Here is a 17,062-nt window from a genome sequence, read left to right as displayed (position 1 = left end):
ATACGATGGCATGAGCCGGCTCGAAACTATCGGTCTCGCTGCCGGCTACGCCAATGTCACCGTCCTCGACGAGATCGATCTGGCCATTGTCGACGGCCAGGTCACCATCCTGATCGGACCAAATGGCTGCGGTAAGTCGACCCTGCTCAAGACCATGGCCCGCATTCTCAAGCCGTCACGCGGCAACGTGCTGCTCGATGGCAAGGACATCCACACGCTGAACACGCGAGCCGTTGCCGCAAGCCTTGGGCTGCTGCCACAGGGCCCCATTGCGCCAGAGGGGCTGACGGTCCGCGAACTGGTGACGCAGGGACGCTTTCCGCATCAATCGCTACTGCGGCAGTGGACGCAGAAGGACGAGGACGCGGTCAATGGAGCGATGGCCACGGCCGGCATCACCGATTTTGCCGACCGTGCCGTTGACACGCTGTCCGGCGGGCAGCGGCAGCGCTGCTGGGTCGCGATGGTCCTGGCGCAGGAAACCGACCTCATCCTGCTCGACGAACCCACCACTTTCCTGGACCTCAAGGTGCAGGTCGATCTCATGGATTTGCTCACAGGCCTTGCCCATGAGCGCGGGCGCACCCTGGTCATTGTTCTGCACGAGCTGAGTCTCGCCGCTGCCTATGCGGATCATCTGGTGATGATGAAGGAGGGCGAGATCGTCGCCTCGGGCCGGCCGGATGATATCTTCACGGCTGATCGCCTGAAACAGATCTTCGATCTTGACGCAAATGTGCTGCGTGATCCCAGCAGCGGGCGCCTGGTCTGCGTGCCCTTCGGCGCCCGCCGTCGGGTCGCCGAGGTCGTGCAGTGAGCACGAGCGCCGCGCCCGTGGCGGCTCAGCACCGCATTCGCGCCTGGAGCGGTGTCCCGGCACTGCTCGCCTTCCTGGTCGGGGTCTTCCTCCTGCACATCGCGGTGGGGGCCAAGCCGTTGCCGATCGGCACGGTCATAGAGGCACTGACACGGTTCAACCCCGAAATCTTCAACCACGTTATCGTTCTGAACCTGCGCCTGCCGCGCGCTGTTTTGGCCGTGGTCGTGGGTGCCAGCCTGTCACTGGCAGGTGCACTGATGCAGGGAGTGACGCGCAATCCGCTGGCCGATCCGGGCCTGCTCGGTCTGACTGCCGGCGCCGCCTTTGCGGTGGTTGTCGCCCATTCGGTTTTCGGTTTTTCCGCCATGGCGGCCACGCCGTGGGTTGCCATGGCGGGCGCTCTCGCTGCTGCGGTGACCGTCTTCTTCATTTCCCGCATGGTGCCGGGTGGTGCCACCCCGCTCAGCATGACCCTGGCCGGTGCTGCGGTCAGCGCGTTCCTTGGCACCATTATCTCGCTCATTCATCTGCTTAACCAGGACACGTTCGAAAACCTGCGCGTCTGGCTGACCGGCACACTGGCAGGCCGCGACCTTGCCTTGCTGTGGTATGTCGGTCCGCCCATGCTGGTCGCTCTGGTGGCGGGCATAGTGCTGGCGCCTCGTGTCACCGTTCTGGCGATGGGCGACGAAGTCGCCCGGGGGCTCGGTGTCCAGACCGGCATGCTGAAGGCGCAGTTGCTCGCTGTTGTCGTGGTCCTCACGGCCGGCGCGGTGGCGTTGGCCGGCCCGCTCGGCTTCATCGGTCTCGTCATTCCTCATGTCGTCCGTCTCTATGTCGGCTCGGACTATCGTTGGATCGTGCCGTATTCGGCCTTGGTTGGCGCCGCATATCTGGTGTCGGTCGACATCGTGGCCCGGGTGGCAATTCCGCCGCGTGAACTATCCACCGGCATCATAACCGCGCTCGTCGGCGCGCCGCTCTTCGTCCACCTGGTGCGCCGGAGGACCCGCTGATGTCCGCCAACGGTGTCCCGCGCCAGGTGGTGCTGCGCAGCCCACGAGAGCGCATTGCTCTTCGTCTGCCGGTACGCGGCATCGTCGTTGCCCTGTCGCTGCTCGTTGGCCCAATTGCGGTATCCTGCGTAAGCCTGTCGACCGGCAGTTATGGGGTGGCCCTCGACGAAATCTGGCAGACCTTGCGCGGTGTCACCATCAGCCAGGCGATCGACAATGTCGTTTGGGAGTTCCGCTTTCCGCGGACCATCTGTGCTGCCCTGGTCGGGGCAATGATGGCACTGTCCGGCGGTGTGTTGCAGAATGCCACGCGCAACAGCCTTGCCGATCCATCCCTGGTCGGAATCAGCCAGGGCGCCGCGCTGGCAGTCGTCACCCTCACCGTCCTGTTCCCGGAGCTGAACTCAGGCCTGCGGCCCTGGATCGCGTTCGTTGGATCAATCCTGGTGGCTATCGCCATCCGTGCGCTTTCCTACACACGCCAGGGCGGCAGCACCATCCGCTTTATCCTGATGGGTATCGGGCTATCGGCCTTCATCTCCTCGCTGACATCAATCCTTCTGACCTATGGCGAAATCGATCGCGCCATGGCGGCTCTCGCCTGGCTGGCCGGCTCGGTCAATGCGGCAAGCTGGGGCGATGTCTGGACGTTGGGCAGCTGGAGCGCCGTGTTGTTTGCGTCACTGATGCTGCTCAGCCGCGCCATGAGCGCCATGCGCTTCGGCGAGGCGGCGGCCACTGGGCTGGGCGCGCCGGTCGCACTGGTCCGCAACCTGCAATTGGCCATTGCCGTGGGCTTTGCCGCCATAGCCACCTCGGTTGTGGGTCCGCTCGGCTTTGTCGGCCTGATCGCGCCACATGCCGCCAAGCGGCTCGCGCCTGCCGGGATGGGCCTGCATCTTGTGCTGACCGCCCTGCTCGGTGCGCTGCTGGTTGGCCTGGCCGACCTCGTCGGCCGTGCCGCCTTTGCCCCCATCCAGATCCCTGCCGGCATCCTCACATCGCTGATCGGCGTCCCCGTCTTCGTCCTTCTACTGGTGCGCAGCCGCGCCACCGGTTCTCATTGATTGGAGTGTCCCATGTCCCAAACGGCCATCCGCGCCTGGCTTGCCGCCAGTGCCATCACGCTCTTGCTGGCCCTGCCCGCATTGGCGCAGGAATTCCCGCTCACCATCGAGCACAAGTTCGGCACCACGGTCATTCCGGCCAAACCAGAACGCGTCGCCAGCATCGACTATGCCGGCATCGACAACCTGCTCGCCGTCGGCGTGTCGCCGGTGACAGTGCGCCAGTGGCGGCCGATGGACGGGTTCGAGCACACTGCGGGACCTTGGGCCGCCCCGCTGCTAACGACCGAACCGCTGCTGCTCAGTGATGATCTCGACTTCGAGGCGATTGCCGCCACCGAGCCCGATGTCATTATTGCGCTCTATTCCGGCATCGACCAGGCCGCCTATGACAAATTGAGCCTCATTGCACCGGTGGTGGCCGTGCCGGAAGGTTCTAGCGACTACGGCCTGTCCTGGGAGGATCGCGCCCGCATGGTTGGCCGCGCGGTCGGCGAAGAGGCCGAGGCCGAGCGCAGGATCGAGGCTATCGGCACCCAACTGGCCGATATCGCTGCCGCCCACCCGGACTGGGCGGACAAGACGGCCGTTCTGGGTGGCATCACCGATGGCGCACCCTGGGCCTATTCCAGTTACGACGTTCGCGCCAAGTTCCTCTACGAAATGGGTTTTTCACAGACCCCCGCCATGGCCGACCTGGCCGACCCGAGCGAGTTCTGGCTCGAGCTGTCTCCCGAGCAGCTTGAAGTGATCGATGCGGATGTCATCGTCTACTACGTCACCGACGATCTGGTCGCCGAAGTTCTGGCGGAACCCGGTCGCGGTTTCTTCAAGGCCAGCAAATCCGGCGGCGAAGTCTTCCTCGGAAACCTGCCGGTCGCCGCCATGGCCCGCGTGTCCCTGCTCTCCATTCCCGTCGTGCTGGAAACGCTCGTTCCCATGCTGGAAGCCGCTTCCGATGGAGATTCCACAACCGTGGTGCCGGACGCCCGGCAATAGCCTCCACCATTCTAAAGCCTCCAAATCCGCGGAAATCATGATGAAATTCAAGCACCTCGTCGTCGCCCTCGCGCTAGTGGCCGCTATCGCATCTCCCGCCTTCGCACAGGAAACCCGCTCCTTCACCGCAGCCAATGGCACCTTCGATATCCCGGTCGCGCCGCAGCGCATCGTGGCGCTCAACGACCAGATCGTCGCCCTGCCGCTCTATGAACTGGGCGCCCCAGTTGTCGGGTCTGCGGGCCGCATAGATGCTGACGGCAACTTTTTCATGCGCGGTGGCATGGACACGCTGGGCATCGACTATGCGAATACCGATATCGAATATGTCGGCGGCTTCAATGAACTGGATGTCGAGGCGATCGCGGCGCTGCAGCCAGACCTGATCATCGGTGGCACCTATACCGATGCTGCAGTGATCGAACAGTTGCAGACGATCGCCCCGACGCTGGTCATCGACAATGGCGCGCTGGGGCTCATCGAAACCCTCAAGGCACTGGCCGATGTCAGCGGCAAGACCGGCGATTTCGAGACGCGCTATGCGCGCTATCTCGACAATGTCGCGCGCACCAAGGCCTACATCGGTGACACCTCTGCCATCTCTGCGACCATGACCTTCATGTTCCCGGCCGGCGAGGAACTCTGGGTCTATCGCACCGGGCTTGGCGCCATTTCCCAGCTGCTGTCCGACCTCGGCTTTGCCCAGCCTGCGGCCGTTGCAGCCCTCAGTGAGAACCAGGCCTCCTGGAGTGCCGAGCTGATCCAGGACCTCGATGCCGACTTCATCTTCGGCTTCTACCGCCAGCAGCCGGACGCCACCCCCGAAGCGGTCTTTGCCGCCTATGAGACCTTTGCGCCCGGCTGGTGCCAGGCATTGACGGCCTGCCAGAACGGCCAGGTCGTGTTGCTGCCCGGCCCAACCTTCGGTTCGACCATGACCGGGCTCGAACTCGCCCTTGACCTGGTGGAGACCCATGTCGCTGGCCGGTCCTTCACACCGTTCGCAGAATAGGTCATGGGCAAGCACGTCTTCTGCACCGATCTGTGCCGGGAGCGCGGCGAACCGCTGGAAGGCCTTGGGGATGCGCCGCAGCGCATCCTCATGCTGGCCTGGCCACGCGGCAAGTGGCGTACCCCGAGATGGGAATCGGTGGATATGAGCCCCGCCTTGACCGAGGCGTTGCACGATGCCGCGCAGAAGGGCCTGCATGTGGCGCTGGTGGACAAGGTCGAAGCTGCAGGGAACCTCCCAACCCTGCATGCCTTGCCGGAGAACGTGTTCGCCGACTTCCCCGATGAGGCAGACCTGATCTGCGCCATCCGAGCCTACGTTGCCGGCACGGTGTTCACCGGGACTGAGGACGCACGCCCAACCATCCTCTGCTGTACCGACAGCCGCCGCGACGCCTGTTGCGCGCGCTACGGTTTTTCAACCTACAAGGCCCTGACCGCCCAGGCCGATCCCACGCGCGTCAACATTGTTCAGGCCACCCATATAGGGGGCTGCCGCTTCGCCGCTTCGCTCGTCGTAATGCCCGCCCGGCAGCGCTATGGCCGCATGACCGCCGAGCAAGTCCCGGCATTTCTTGTTGCCCTCGAACAGGGTTCTCTCTATCTCCCCGCCTACAAGGGCCGCACCAATCAGCCCGAACCGTTGCAGGTGGCCGAACTGGCCGCCATGCGCTGGGCCGAGAACCATGGCTATGCGCCTGCCGACGTCATCCTTGATGCGGTGGGGCCCCTCGATGACCCGGCCGAGGGCATGGAGATCACCCTGGGCGCCGCAATCGGCGCGACGCGCCTTTCCATCAACATGCACGCCCAGTCATTCCGGGTGCAGGGCAATTGTTCTACCGTCGCCCAAGACGGCGGGGACGATGTGCTGCGCTGGTGCATGGATGATGTGCATGCCCATCCCCCAGCTGGCGCACAGCCGGTGACCAACGCCCCGCAACAACTATCCTGAGTAAATGCCTATGCGTGACTTCCTTGCCGCTGCCGCCATCCTTGCCCTCGTCGTCCCCGCCTTCGCCCAAGACACCCGCACAGTCACCGACGATGCGGGTCGCGTCGTGGAAATTCCCGCCGATCCACAGCGCATCGTATCCCTGCAGGACCTCTTCTTTTCCGTGCCGCTAATCGAGCTCGGAGTGGTTCCGGTGGGCAGTCATGGCCGCTCCAATGGTGAGGGTACTCAGCCCTTCATGCGCTCGTCCAAGATGATGACCGGCGTCGATTTCGATACGGCCGATATCACCTTTGTCGGCACCGGCACCGAGATCGATCCGGAGGCTGTCGCAGCTGTCGAACCGGACCTGATCGTGCTCTCCACCAACCAAGACCCGGAGCTTTTCGCCAGCATCGCGCCAACCATCCTGCTGGACTTCAACCTCTCGGACAAATTCGCCCTCTATGACCGTTTGGCCGAGATCACCGGGACCGAGCACAACCTGGCCCTGCTCAAGGTGCGCTATGAGCAGCAACTGGCCCAGCTCAAGGCGGTCGTCGATACGCCGGCCATCTCGGTCAATGTCATCGCCGCCGTCGAGGGTCAGGTGCGGTCGTACCGGCACTTCGCCGCGTTGGGCCGCGTGCTGGACGAAGCCGGCTTTGACATGCCCGACGCTGTCAAGGACGTGCCCTATGGCCAGTATGCCGATTTCAGCCCGGAAATGCTGCCGCAGATGGATGCCGACCTCGTGCTTGTGACCTACCGGGCCGAGCAGGGCGAGACTGCACAGGATGCCTATGACCAGCTCGAAGCGGCGGTCCCCGGCTTCTGCAGCTTCCTTACCGCCTGCCAGAATGGTCGCGTCATCGCCATCCCGCGTGACGAGACTTTTGTCACCTCCTATGGCGCCCTGGGTATGCTGGCCTATTCGATGATCGCGCTCACTGCGACCCCGGCCAACTGATTGTTCAAGAACGGAGTTACTGCCCAGACCGCTTGCTGCAACGGCGCCCGGTGATCCTTACAAGGCCATCCGCAAAGTTGGCGCGGCGGGCCGCACGGAGACTTGGTAGGGATTCGTTCCGGCAAGAAGGACGGTTGCCCACGCGTGCCTGTGGCCTATTCCAAGGATATGCCCGTCAGCGACTTTGGTGAGCTGCACCTTGAGCTATTGGGCCTTGCGAAACCTGTAGATTGATGGACATTCGCGCACTGGAGTGGTCGAGGCCAATGCCAGCGGCGCGTCCCTAGAGTCTACGGCCGCCAAGAAGATCAATACCATCGAATCAGAACCGAAAGCTGCAGTCGCCGTCAGCGCAGCCGACGAAGCACGCAAGAGGGGGCGCAAACTTTTGGGAAGAGAACAAACGACTTCAAGACGTTGAAGCTCGGTCAGCGAAAAAGTTGAAACTCATTGGGACCGATATGCGCAAACCCTGGGAAGGGTGGCGCGAGAGACGGGGCTCGAACCCGCGACCTCCGGCGTGACAGGCCGGCGCTCTAACCAACTGAGCTACTCCCGCAGCGACGGCGAACAGGTCGTCCGCGCAACGTGGGGTCCGTTTACCGAGCGCCTATGGGCAAGTCAAGCGAGCAAACGGCGATTGTTGCGACATTTTGAAGAAGGCAGGCCGTCACTGTGGAAAAGCTAGGTGAACTCAGCCGCTAGCAGCCAAAAGCTGATGTGGTGGAAGAGAATCGCACACCACTCGATGTGACACAGCACGTTGAGCAAATATGCGGCCAATTGGTGGGTATGGGAGAATGGTGGGCGATGACGGGCTCGAACCGCCGACATCTTCGGTGTAAACGAAGCGCTCTACCAACTGAGCTAATCGCCCGCAGGGCCGATGGCCCGATGCAAGGTGGCCCTGATTAAGGGCCCCGCCCGCCATCGTCAACCCGCAAATGAAATGGCCCCGGCGCAAAGCGCTCGGGGCCGATCACCATGCCGGTCTTTTGGACCGGTATTAGTTGATCGCGTCCTTCAGGCCCTTGCCGGGCTTGAACTTGGCCTGGTTGGAGGCCGGGATCTGAATTTCGGCGCCAGTGGCCGGATTGCGGCCAGTCGAGGCCTTGCGGGCCGAAACGGCGAAAGTGCCGAAGCCAACGAGACGGACTTCTTCGCCGGACTTCAGCGAGCCGGTGATGGCCTCGAACACTGCGTCAACCGCTTCAGCGGCCTGTGCCTTGGTGATCGTCGCTTTGTCGGCAACGACGCCAACCAGATCGTTCTTGTTCATAGCGTTTCCTCACAGTGAATTGCCCGCCCTCGCGGCGAAGCCTTAAACCGCGGCAACCCTTGGTCGATTCTGCGTGAAACGCAAGGATTTCCGGGCTTCTTACGAGGCCGGGCTGTGCAAAGCTGTTAATGGACCGGAAATATCGTCCCGACAAGTCCGGTTTCCGCATTTTTCCCGGTTTTCCGGGCTTTCCTGCGCCCGCGGCGCTTATTCGCCAGCCGTAGGAATGCTCGCGGGCCTGCGGCGGATACCGAGCATCAGCGGCAGCGCCAGGAGATAGATTCCGGCCCCGACGACCCAAATGAGGCCCGGCCACGTGCCGCGGATAGCGAAGTAGGTGAAGCTGAAAAACAGCGGTCCGAAGATCGATGCCAGGCTAACCAGGCTGGCCAGAACACCCTGCAATTGGCCCTGCTTGTCAGGGCCGACCTGCGTAGTGGTGTAGGATTGGAGGGCCGGCATGCCGATGCCGCCCAAGGCAAACAGCGGCGCCAGGGCGAACAGGATCCAGCCTTGGGTCGCTATGCCCATGATGGCCAGAGCTGTCAGCTCGCAGGCCATGCCGACGATCAAGGCCCACCGCTCGCCGAGCCGGGCCACAGCGGGACCGGTGAGGAAGGCCTGGGCGCCGGCATGGAAGACGCCGAAGGCTCCCAGCGACAGGCCGATCATCAGGCCATTCCACTGGAACGCGTCTTCGCTGAACAGGGCCCACATCGTGCCGTACATGGTGCCGACGAAATTCATGATGAAGAAGATGGCCATCAGCGGAATCAGCGCGGTGAAGGTGAGCGCCCATTTGAGCGGCTTGAACGGGTTGAGCGTGTCCCAGGTAAACGTCGCGCCCGCCGTGTTCTTGCGCGACTCCGGCAGCACGAATAGGGCCAGGGCGAAGTTGACACCGTTCAGCAGGGCAGCCGCGATGAACGGCGCGCGCACCCAGATATCGCCGAGGATACCGCCCAGCACCGGACCGATGATGAAGCCAATGCCGAACATGGCGTGGAACAGGCCGAAGCGCTTGGCGCGCTCTTCTTCAGTCGAAATGTCGGTGATGTAGGCCGTCGCGACCGCCATATTGGCGCTGGTGATGCCCGAAATGGCGCGTCCAAGCACCAGCATCCAGAGTTCAGGTGCGAACGCCATGACCAGATAATCGATCGCCGCCCCGGCCAGTGACACCAGCAGGACCGGACGGCGGCCAAAGCGATCGCTCAGCACGCCCAGGATTGGCGAAAACAGGAACTGGCAGGCCGAATAGAGCGCCAACATGATGCCGAGCAGTGTCGCGACCTCGCTGAGGTGGCCGACGTCGCGCAGCAAAGCCGGCAGAATCGGGAAGATCAAGCCGATGCCGATGGCATCGAGCGTGACGGCGGCGAGAATGACGACGAGGGCCTTGTTCAAGGAGTGCTCCTGTTGCGCCGCCAGCCGGCACCGGGACGTAGGGTGTTCACGGGCGCGTTACAAGCCCGGCACCCCTATGACGGATCGTGCTGACAGAATTCGACAGGAGACGGCGTCGAATGCGCCTTGCTCAGAATACCACCGCCCAATCACCGGCTTTGGCGCCGAAGAAGGCCTGCGGCTCGGAGGCATCGGCGCCAATCTCGCGTTCCTCACGGCGGACGCAGGACCTGACCCTGTCGTAAACATCGCGCCAGAGCGCACCCGCCTCAATGTTTTCGAGGAGACACGCATCCCAGTAGGTGTAGCGGGTGTCTGAGGAGCAGCCGAAGGACGGCCGATCGTCGCGAGCAGCCGTCAGAATGATGCGATTGGGGCCTTCGAGCTGGTCGGTGATGAACACGCCAGAATAGCAGGCCGAGACCAGAATCACCGTTGGGTACTTGCCGCAGGCGCGGTCGACGAGCCGGGCGAAATGATCGGGGTCGAGCGTGGCCGCGTGCGCCAGGTAAAGCCCGTCTTCGTTGCCATGCGAGGTCAGGTGGATGAGGCAGCCCTGCCCCTTACTGGCCTGCAGGCCACCGAAGGCCTGCTCGACACCGTCTTCATCGGCAAAGACGATATCCTCGCGCCGGGCCACGCGACGAGACGAGGTTACCTGAATGGCCTCGATATCTCCGATCTCGTCCAGCAACGCGCTGAGGTCACGACGTCCATTGTCGAAGTTCTCTATTGAGTCGTCTCCGGCCAGGAACAGGGCGTGCCACTCGATGGCCAGTGCCGGAGCATTGGCGCAGAGCAGCAGCAGGGCGGCGAAACAGAGTTTGCGCATCTGGGACGGTTCTCAGCTCGGTGCTGCACTATCGCCAGTGCGATAAGGGCTGACAAGGGCGACGCGATACGGCTCAAACCACGGGCCAGGTGGGCAAACGAAAACGGCGGCCCCTTGGGACCGCCGTCATCATTCACAGCCCATTCGCTCAGTGCGGCAGGCCGGCCGTTGCATCGTCGGCTGGAGCTGTCTCGACAGTCGTCGATACGGCAGGAGTGGCTTCCTCGAAGTTCCACTCGATCGGCTCGGGCTTGCGCACCAGAGCACGCTCGATAACCTGGTCCATGCGGCTGACCGGCACGATTTCCATGCCTTCCTTGACGATGTCAGGGATCTCGGCGAGATCGCGGACATTCTCCTCGGGGATCAGCACCGTCTTGATGCCGCCGCGGAGGGCTGCGAGCAGCTTCTCCTTGAGGCCGCCGATCGGCAGCACCCTGCCCCGCAGCGTGATCTCGCCGGTCATGGCCACATCGTTGCGGACGGGGATGCCGGTCATGACCGAGACGATAGCAGTGGCCAGCCCGATACCGGCCGACGGACCATCCTTTGGGGTGGCGCCTTCGGGGAGATGGACATGGATGTCGCGCGTATCGAACATTGGCGGCTTGATGCCGAAGTCGATGGAGCGTGAGCGCACATAGGCGGTCGCGGCAGTCAGCGATTCCTTCATCACTTCCTTGATGTTGCCGGTCACGGTCATACGACCCTTGCCCGGCGTCATCACGCCTTCGATGGTCAGCAGCTCGCCACCAACCGAGGTCCAGGCCAGGCCCGTCACCAGGCCGACCTGTGCTTCGGCTTCGATCTCGCCATGCTTGTAGATGTCGGCGCCGAGATACTTGGTCAGCTTCTCTTCGTCGATAACGACAGTCTTGACCTTGGTCTTGACGATCTCGGTCACGGCCTTGCGCATCAGCTTGCCGATTTCGCGCTTGAGGTTACGCACGCCCGCTTCACGGGTGTAGCGCTGGATCAAGGCGGTCAGCATCGCGTCGGAAAGCTCGAACTCGCCATGGGCAAGGCCGTTTTCCTTGAGCGTCTCCGGGATCAGGTGCTGCTTGGCGATCGCGTGCTTCTCCTGCTCGGTATAACCGGACAGGCGAATGATCTCCATGCGGTCCATCAGCGGGCCGGGGATGTTGAGCGTGTTGGACGTGGTGACGAACATCACGTCGGAGAGGTCATAATCCACTTCGAGATAGTGATCGGCAAAGGTGTGGTTCTGCTCGGGATCGAGCACTTCCAGCAGTGCCGAGGACGGATCGCCGCGGAAGTCCTGGCCCATCTTGTCGATTTCGTCGAGCAGGAAGAGCGGGTTGGACTTGCCGACCTTCTTGAGCGACTGGATGACCTTGCCGGGCATGGAGCCGATATAGGTGCGGCGGTGGCCACGGATTTCGGCTTCGTCACGGACGCCGCCGAGCGCCATGCGCACGAATTCGCGGCCGGTCGCCTTGGCGATCGACTTGCCCAGCGAGGTCTTGCCGACGCCCGGAGGACCGACGAGGCAGAGGATCGGACCCTTGAGGGTGCCGGTACGGCCCTGCACAGCCAGATACTCGAGGATGCGTTCCTTGACCTTCTCGAGGCCATAGTGATCCTCGTCCAGTACCTTTTCGGCGAGGACCAGGTCACGCTTGACCTTACTCTTCTTGCCCCAAGGCAGGCCGAGCAGCGTGTCGAGATAGTTGCGCACGACCGTGGCTTCGGCCGACATCGGGCTCATGGACTTGAGCTTCTTGAGCTCGGCCTCGGCCTTGGTCTTGGCTTCCTTGGACAGCTTGGTCTTGGCGATGCGCTCCTCGATCTCGGCGATCTCGTTGGAGCCCTCTTCGCCGTCGCCCAATTCCTTCTGGATCGCCTTCATCTGCTCGTTGAGGTAGTACTCGCGCTGCGTCTTCTCCATCTGCCGCTTGACGCGGGAGCGGATGCGCTTTTCCACCTGCAGGACGCCGATTTCGCCTTCCATCAGGCCAAGAATCTTCTGGAAGCGCTCGGCAACCGAAACGGTCGAGAGCAGATCTTCCTTCTCGTTGATCTTGATGACCAGATGGCTGGCAATGGTGTCGGCGAGCTTGGAATGGTTCTCGATCTGCCCGACGGCAGCGACAACCTCAGCCGATATTTTCTTGTTGAGCTTCACATAGCTCTCGAACTCGGTGGTAGCCGAACGCGACAAGGCCTCGATCTCGGTAGCGTCTTCAACCGGCTCTGGGAGCACGGAGGCTTCGGCCTCGAAGTAATCGACGGTCTGCAGATAGCGATCGATGGTGGCCCGGCTCAGGCCTTCCACCAGCACCTTGACGGTACCATCTGGAAGCTTGAGCAGCTGCAGCACGGTGGCGATGGTGCCCGTTGCATAGATCTGGTCCGGCGCCGGATCATCATCCTGCGCATTCTTCTGGGTCACGACCAGGATATGCTTGTCGTCGCGCATGACCTCTTCGAGCGCCTTGACCGATTTCTCACGGCCGACGAACAGCGGCACGATCATGCCGGGGAAAACGACGATATCGCGCAGCGGGAGAACTGGGTACACCCGGTCCCGGCTAGCGTCGCCGCCCGTGGGATTGACGTCCGTCATCTCGTATCCTTTCCGGGGCGCGCGGGAGGAAGGGAGAGGTGCGCGCCCGTATAGACAGCTCCAGAAGGTAAAGGCTGGGCTGATTCCGGTTAATAAATAGGTTCGCCTATGAGCGCCGCAAGTCAACCTTTACCGAAATATGACGGTTAATCTGTGACTGCACAGGAGATATGTGCGAGCGGGCAGGAACAGGGCTGTGGCTTGGATGCAGGGTGGATGTGGGGAGGGTGCCACTATGTCGCCCCACCCACCGCCCGTCACCCTCGGGCTTGACCCGAGGGCTCTGCACTTGAATATCGTGAGGCATCTCGCTCGCGGCAAAGTATAGAGCCCTCGGGTCAAGCCCGAGGGTGACGATCGAGGTTGGGACGACATTCGTGATCAACCAACCGAGCGCCTAGCCTTGAGCAAAATGCTCGTATCGGTTGAGGCTATCCCGTCGATCTGCCTGATCTGGCGCAGCAGATCATCGAAGGCTTCCACATCAGGCGCCTCCAGCTCCGCCACCATGTCCCAGCGGCCGTTGGTGTTGTGGAGCTGGCGGATCTCCGGCATGGCGAGCAGGCGCTTCATGACGCTGGCTTCGTGCTTGCCATCGACTTCGACCATGGTGATGGCGCGGATGCCCTGGCTGGGCGCCGCGGCCATGACGACTGTGAAGCCGGCTATGGCGCCGCTAGCGACCAGGCGATCGATCCGGGCCTTGGCGGTGGCGCGCGACACGCCAAGGTCGAGCGCCAGCTTGTTGACCGGGGTGCGGGCGTTGGTGCGCAGCAGTGCGATGAGACGGTAGTCGAGATCGTCGAGGATCATTTTGCGCGAACTCGCTTATCATAATGTGCGATTGGCTGCGCATATGTAGCACTATTCCGGCTATTCGTACATGCAGGCTTTGGGCACACTCCTCTCAACAACGAGGACCGTTCAATGAGCCATGACGCCGCCCAAGCCATCGATCTGTTCGGCATCCCCAGCGATGCCGGTGCGTCCTGCCGCGGTAGCGGCATGGGGCCGGATGCCATGCGGGTTGCCGGACTGATCGAGACTCTGGTGACGCTGGGCTACGCGGCGACGGACCATGGCGACATCGCCTGGGACCGACGTCCGGCGGGCGGCACGCCGTGGCGGCTGTCGGATGAGCGCAAGGCTGAGGTGCTGGCCATTGCCCGCCAGAGCAGCGAGCGGGCCTGGGTGTCGATGCAGGCGGGTCGCCTGCCGGCGTTTGTCGGTGGTGACCACTCGCTCAGCATGGGCACGATCTCGGGCGTGGCACGGCACTGTGCGGCGATTGGCAAGCCGCTGTTTGTGCTGTGGGTCGATGCGCATGGCGATTTCAATACGCCGGCGACCTCGGAGACCGGCAATATCCATGGCATGCCGCTGGCTCTGCTGTGCGGCGAGCCGGACTTCGGGCCGGAATATGAGGGCGCTTGGCGCGGCAAGGTCGATCCACGCAATGTGACGATCTTCGGGGCACGGTCGATCGACCGGCCCGAGCGGCAGTTGCTGGAACGGCGCGGCGTCGAGGTGATCGACATGCGCCGTATCGACGAAATGGGCGTCGTCGCGCTGATGCGCGAGGTGTTGGCCAAGGTGGAAGCCGTGGGCGGGCACCTGCATGTGAGCCTAGATGTGGACGCGGTCGATCCCTCGATCGCGCCGGGCGCCGGCACGCCGGTGGCGGGTGGGCTGACGTTTCGCGAGGCGCATCTGGTGATGGAGATGATCCATGACTGCGGCCATATGGGCTCGCTCGATATCGTCGAGCTCAATCCCTACCTCGACCACGCGGGCATGAGCGCCCGACTGCTGGTCGACCTGGCGGCGAGCCTGTTCGGCCGCCAGATCATGCCGCGGCAGACCGCGCGCATGGATATCAACACCGACGTAACAAGCATCTAGGAGCGCCTGAAATGACGCAATTCATCGGGGTCGAAGACATGAGGAGGCTAGTCCGGTCCACCGGCACAAAGGGCTTTCTTACCCAACTGGCCGACTATATCCGGTCCGACTTTTCACGCTGGAGCGCATTCGAGAAATCCGCTCGCGTGGCCAGCCACTCACGCGACGGCGTGATCGAGTTGATGCCCACTTCGGATGGGCAGCTTTACACGTTCAAATATGTCAACGGACACCCGGCCAACCCCAAGACCGGTAAGCTGACGGTTACGGCTTTCGGCGTGCTGGCCGATGTGGCGACGGGCTACCCGCAGCTGATCAGCGAGATGACGCTGCTGACGGCGCTGCGGACGGCGGCGACTTCGGCCTTTGCGGCATCGGTGCTGGCGCGGCCGGACAGCAAGGTTATGGCGCTTGTTGGCGCCGGGGCGCAGTCGGAATTCCAGGCGCTGGCGTTCCAGGCGATCATGGGGATTGAGGAAATCCGGGTCTACGACCCCGATGGTCTGGCGGTCGACAAGTTCATGGCCAATGCCGCCGGCTTCGGGATGAAGCTGGTGCGGTCGGCTTCGGTCGAAGCGGCGGTTGCCGGCGCCGATATCGTGACGGTCTGCACCGCTGTGAAGGGCAAGGTTACCGTGGTCAGCGCCGAGATGCTGAGCCCGGGGACGCATATCAATGCAATCGGCGGCGATTGCCCCGGCAAGACCGAGCTGGATCGGGATATCCTCGAGGTCGGCAAGTATTTCGTTGAGTTCACACCACAGACGCGCGTTGAGGGCGAAATCCAGCAGGCGGCGGCGGACTATCCGGTGGCGGAGCTGTGGGAAGTGCTGGCTGGGGTCAAGGATGGCCGGACCAGTAACGAGGACATTACGGTTTTCGACTCAGTGGGCTTTGCTATCGAGGATTTCTCGGCACTGCGCCTGGTGCATGATTTGACGGCAAATCGACGGAAGCTGGTGGATCTGGTGCCGGATGTGGCTGATCCGAAGAACCTCTATGGGGAGCTGATCGGCGCCCCGGTCACGGCCAAGGTTCGGGAACTGGCCTGACCCAACCCCACATACTGCGCCCGCGGCCGGATGATCTGGCCGCTGGCGAGCTGTTCGAGCATGTGGGCGAGCCAGCCGACGCAGCGGGCCAGAGCGAACAGCGTCAGGGGCGCGTCGCTGGGCAGGTCATGGGCCGCCACGAGCGCAGCGAGAGCGAAATCGACGTTCGCGGTGTCGCCGGTGATGGTTTCGGCTGCGGCCCGGAGGGCGATGAAGTGGCGCGGTGGCGTGAACCGGGCCAGTAGCGCCATCGCGCGCACGTCCCCCTCGGGGTAGAGCTGGTGGCCCATTCCCGGCACGTGGCGGCCCTCGCCCAGCCAATCGAGCAAGGCGATCTCCGCCGATCCAGCCGAGTGTCCGACATCCTCAGCAAGCGCCGTCACAGCGCGCGAAGCGAGGCCATGGCGCGGACCGTTGAGGGCCGCGAGGCCCGCCAGAGTGCCCGACCACACTGACGCGCCGGTCGAGACCGTGACGCGCGCCGCAAAGGTCGAGGCATTGAGTTCGTGGTCGGCCAGGAGAACCAGCGCCCGACGAATGATGTCGGCGGCGGCGGGCCGGGCCCAGTGTCTGGCGAGCCGCAGGTGCAGCGGCTCGTTCGACACGGCATCGCCTGCCAATGCAGAGGCAATCGTGGCGAGAATCAGATTGGCGTCGCGCGTCAGGCCTGAGGACGAGCGCGTAACAGGCGTTGTCTCGGCAGCGCGCCGCGCCAGCGCAACAAACGCGCCGAGCAGACTGTGTCCATCGCGACTGACGGCCTTAGCCGGCAGCTCGCAGGGCGCCTGCCAGAGCAGCGCGGCGACATCCTCCAGAGTAGCAGTGTCTGCCAACTCGCAGGCGTCCCGGCCGCGATAGAGCAGTCGGCCATCAGCGACTGTCGAAATGCTGGTGCGCAGCACCGGATCGCCCCATTGCATGGCCTGGGCAGCCACCACGTCCTGCCGGCGACGCCCGACAGCCCGCTGCGCCAGACGCCTGACGTCGTCGCCACGATAGAGACTCTTGCGGCTGTCTGAGGGGTCGCGCTTCGCCTTGATGCGACCGCGGCTGACATTGGCGTAGAGCGTCTGCGGCTGGGTGCCGAGCAGCGACAGGGCCTCCGAGGCGGTCAACCAGTCCATGGTCAGACATTGATCCAATTGGTCAAGATTGACGTCAATCTATTGATCCATACCCTAGGCGA

15 protein-coding genes and 2 tRNA genes are annotated in these 17,062 nt (G+C 63.2%); 9 read left to right on the top strand and 8 right to left on the bottom strand.

Annotated features, from left to right (window positions below; genetic code table 11):
• Nucleotides 1-10 precede the first annotated feature (10 nt).
• The 7 genes from IM737_RS01900 to IM737_RS01870 are packed head-to-tail and all read left to right on the top strand — an operon-like array spanning nucleotide 11 to nucleotide 6,817.
• Nucleotides 11-817 carry an ABC transporter ATP-binding protein gene (locus IM737_RS01900; protein ID WP_236897881.1) on the top strand — a complete coding sequence of 269 codons (807 nt, stop codon included), beginning with the start codon at nucleotides 11-13 and terminating at the stop codon, nucleotides 815-817.
• Nucleotides 814-1,836, top strand: a complete 1,023-nt coding sequence (locus IM737_RS01895; RefSeq protein ID WP_236897879.1) for a FecCD family ABC transporter permease — start codon at nucleotides 814-816, stop codon at nucleotides 1,834-1,836. Before IM737_RS01900 ends, IM737_RS01895 begins: the two co-directional genes overlap by 4 nt.
• On the top strand, nucleotides 1,836-2,903 hold the full coding sequence (locus IM737_RS01890; protein WP_236897877.1) for a FecCD family ABC transporter permease: 1,068 nt from the start codon (nucleotides 1,836-1,838) through the stop codon (nucleotides 2,901-2,903). Before IM737_RS01895 ends, IM737_RS01890 begins: the two co-directional genes overlap by 1 nt.
• A gap of 12 nt (nucleotides 2,904-2,915) precedes the next feature.
• Nucleotides 2,916-3,902 carry an ABC transporter substrate-binding protein gene (locus tag IM737_RS01885; protein WP_236897875.1) on the top strand — a complete coding sequence of 329 codons (987 nt, stop codon included), beginning with the start codon at nucleotides 2,916-2,918 and terminating at the stop codon, nucleotides 3,900-3,902.
• Between the two features lie 40 nt (nucleotides 3,903-3,942).
• Complete coding sequence (locus IM737_RS01880; protein ID WP_236897873.1) at nucleotides 3,943-4,914, top strand: ABC transporter substrate-binding protein; 972 nt, start codon at nucleotides 3,943-3,945, stop codon at nucleotides 4,912-4,914.
• Nucleotides 4,915-4,917: 3 nt separating this feature from the next.
• Nucleotides 4,918-5,868, top strand: a complete 951-nt coding sequence (locus IM737_RS01875) for a sucrase ferredoxin (protein ID WP_236897872.1) — start codon at nucleotides 4,918-4,920, stop codon at nucleotides 5,866-5,868.
• A gap of 10 nt (nucleotides 5,869-5,878) precedes the next feature.
• On the top strand, nucleotides 5,879-6,817 hold the full coding sequence (locus IM737_RS01870) for an ABC transporter substrate-binding protein (RefSeq protein WP_236897870.1): 939 nt from the start codon (nucleotides 5,879-5,881) through the stop codon (nucleotides 6,815-6,817).
• 482 nt (nucleotides 6,818-7,299) lie between these two features.
• On the opposite strand, the gene IM737_RS01865 is transcribed toward IM737_RS01870, so the two are convergent.
• From IM737_RS01865 to IM737_RS01835, 7 genes are all read right to left on the bottom strand, one after another.
• Nucleotides 7,300-7,376, bottom strand: a tRNA-Asp gene (locus tag IM737_RS01865).
• A gap of 242 nt (nucleotides 7,377-7,618) precedes the next feature.
• Nucleotides 7,619-7,694: transfer RNA gene (locus tag IM737_RS01860), tRNA-Val, on the bottom strand.
• Nucleotides 7,695-7,823: 129 nt separating this feature from the next.
• Nucleotides 7,824-8,096, bottom strand: coding sequence for an HU family DNA-binding protein (locus tag IM737_RS01855; protein ID WP_236897869.1), 273 nt, complete (start codon nucleotides 8,094-8,096; stop codon nucleotides 7,824-7,826).
• Between the two features lie 207 nt (nucleotides 8,097-8,303).
• Complete coding sequence (tet, locus tag IM737_RS01850; protein WP_236897868.1) at nucleotides 8,304-9,503, bottom strand: Tet(A)/Tet(B)/Tet(C) family tetracycline efflux MFS transporter; 1,200 nt, start codon at nucleotides 9,501-9,503, stop codon at nucleotides 8,304-8,306.
• A gap of 130 nt (nucleotides 9,504-9,633) precedes the next feature.
• Nucleotides 9,634-10,335 carry a C13 family peptidase gene (locus IM737_RS01845; RefSeq protein WP_236897867.1) on the bottom strand — a complete coding sequence of 234 codons (702 nt, stop codon included), beginning with the start codon at nucleotides 10,333-10,335 and terminating at the stop codon, nucleotides 9,634-9,636.
• Between the two features lie 148 nt (nucleotides 10,336-10,483).
• Entirely contained in the window at nucleotides 10,484-12,922 is a 2,439-nt protein-coding gene (lon, locus tag IM737_RS01840) for an endopeptidase La (protein ID WP_236897866.1), read from the bottom strand.
• 381 nt (nucleotides 12,923-13,303) lie between these two features.
• Nucleotides 13,304-13,735, bottom strand: coding sequence for an Lrp/AsnC family transcriptional regulator (locus IM737_RS01835; protein WP_236897865.1), 432 nt, complete (start codon nucleotides 13,733-13,735; stop codon nucleotides 13,304-13,306).
• 114 nt (nucleotides 13,736-13,849) lie between these two features.
• On the opposite strand from IM737_RS01835, the gene rocF reads away from it, so the two are divergent.
• Together rocF and IM737_RS01825 are read left to right on the top strand one after the other, a co-directional pair.
• A complete protein-coding gene (rocF, locus tag IM737_RS01830) occupies nucleotides 13,850-14,824 on the top strand; it encodes an arginase (RefSeq protein WP_236897864.1) in 975 nt (324 codons plus the stop codon).
• Between the two features lie 11 nt (nucleotides 14,825-14,835).
• Nucleotides 14,836-15,876, top strand: a complete 1,041-nt coding sequence (locus IM737_RS01825) for an ornithine cyclodeaminase (RefSeq protein WP_236897863.1) — start codon at nucleotides 14,836-14,838, stop codon at nucleotides 15,874-15,876.
• On the opposite strand, the gene IM737_RS01820 is transcribed toward IM737_RS01825, so the two are convergent.
• The gene (locus IM737_RS01820) at nucleotides 15,822-17,000 is read right to left on the bottom strand and encodes a citrate/2-methylcitrate synthase (protein WP_236897861.1); all 1,179 of its coding nucleotides are present in this window, start codon (nucleotides 16,998-17,000) and stop codon (nucleotides 15,822-15,824) included. The two genes, IM737_RS01825 and IM737_RS01820, sit on opposite strands and share 55 nt — an antisense overlap.
• Between the last annotated feature and the right edge of the window lie 62 nt (nucleotides 17,001-17,062).

The organism is Devosia sp. SL43, assembly GCF_021729885.1.
Taxonomy (GTDB): Bacteria; Pseudomonadota; Alphaproteobacteria; order Rhizobiales; family Devosiaceae; genus Devosia.
The sequence above is the reverse complement of the archived record's forward strand: the minus strand, read 5'-3'. Positions and strand labels throughout refer to the sequence as shown.

Bases quoted from the DNA above. Each gene is read 5' to 3' on its own strand.
- IM737_RS01835 (WP_236897865.1), bottom strand. From the start codon at position 13,735: ATGATCCTCGACGATCTCGACTACCGTCTCATCGCACTGCTGCGCACC.
- rocF (WP_236897864.1), top strand. From the start codon at position 13,850: ATGAGCCATGACGCCGCCCAAGCCATCGATCTGTTCGGCATCCCCAGC.
- IM737_RS01900 (WP_236897881.1), top strand. From the start codon at position 11: ATGAGCCGGCTCGAAACTATCGGTCTCGCTGCCGGCTACGCCAATGTC.
- IM737_RS01885 (WP_236897875.1), top strand. From the start codon at position 2,916: ATGTCCCAAACGGCCATCCGCGCCTGGCTTGCCGCCAGTGCCATCACG.
- IM737_RS01820 (WP_236897861.1), bottom strand. From the start codon at position 17,000: ATGGACTGGTTGACCGCCTCGGAGGCCCTGTCGCTGCTCGGCACCCAG.
- IM737_RS01890 (WP_236897877.1), top strand. From the start codon at position 1,836: ATGTCCGCCAACGGTGTCCCGCGCCAGGTGGTGCTGCGCAGCCCACGA.
- IM737_RS01875 (WP_236897872.1), top strand. From the start codon at position 4,918: ATGGGCAAGCACGTCTTCTGCACCGATCTGTGCCGGGAGCGCGGCGAA.
- lon (WP_236897866.1), bottom strand. From the start codon at position 12,922: ATGACGGACGTCAATCCCACGGGCGGCGACGCTAGCCGGGACCGGGTG.
- IM737_RS01855 (WP_236897869.1), bottom strand. From the start codon at position 8,096: ATGAACAAGAACGATCTGGTTGGCGTCGTTGCCGACAAAGCGACGATC.
- IM737_RS01845 (WP_236897867.1), bottom strand. From the start codon at position 10,335: ATGCGCAAACTCTGTTTCGCCGCCCTGCTGCTGCTCTGCGCCAATGCT.
- IM737_RS01870 (WP_236897870.1), top strand. From the start codon at position 5,879: ATGCGTGACTTCCTTGCCGCTGCCGCCATCCTTGCCCTCGTCGTCCCC.
- IM737_RS01825 (WP_236897863.1), top strand. From the start codon at position 14,836: ATGACGCAATTCATCGGGGTCGAAGACATGAGGAGGCTAGTCCGGTCC.
- IM737_RS01880 (WP_236897873.1), top strand. From the start codon at position 3,943: ATGAAATTCAAGCACCTCGTCGTCGCCCTCGCGCTAGTGGCCGCTATC.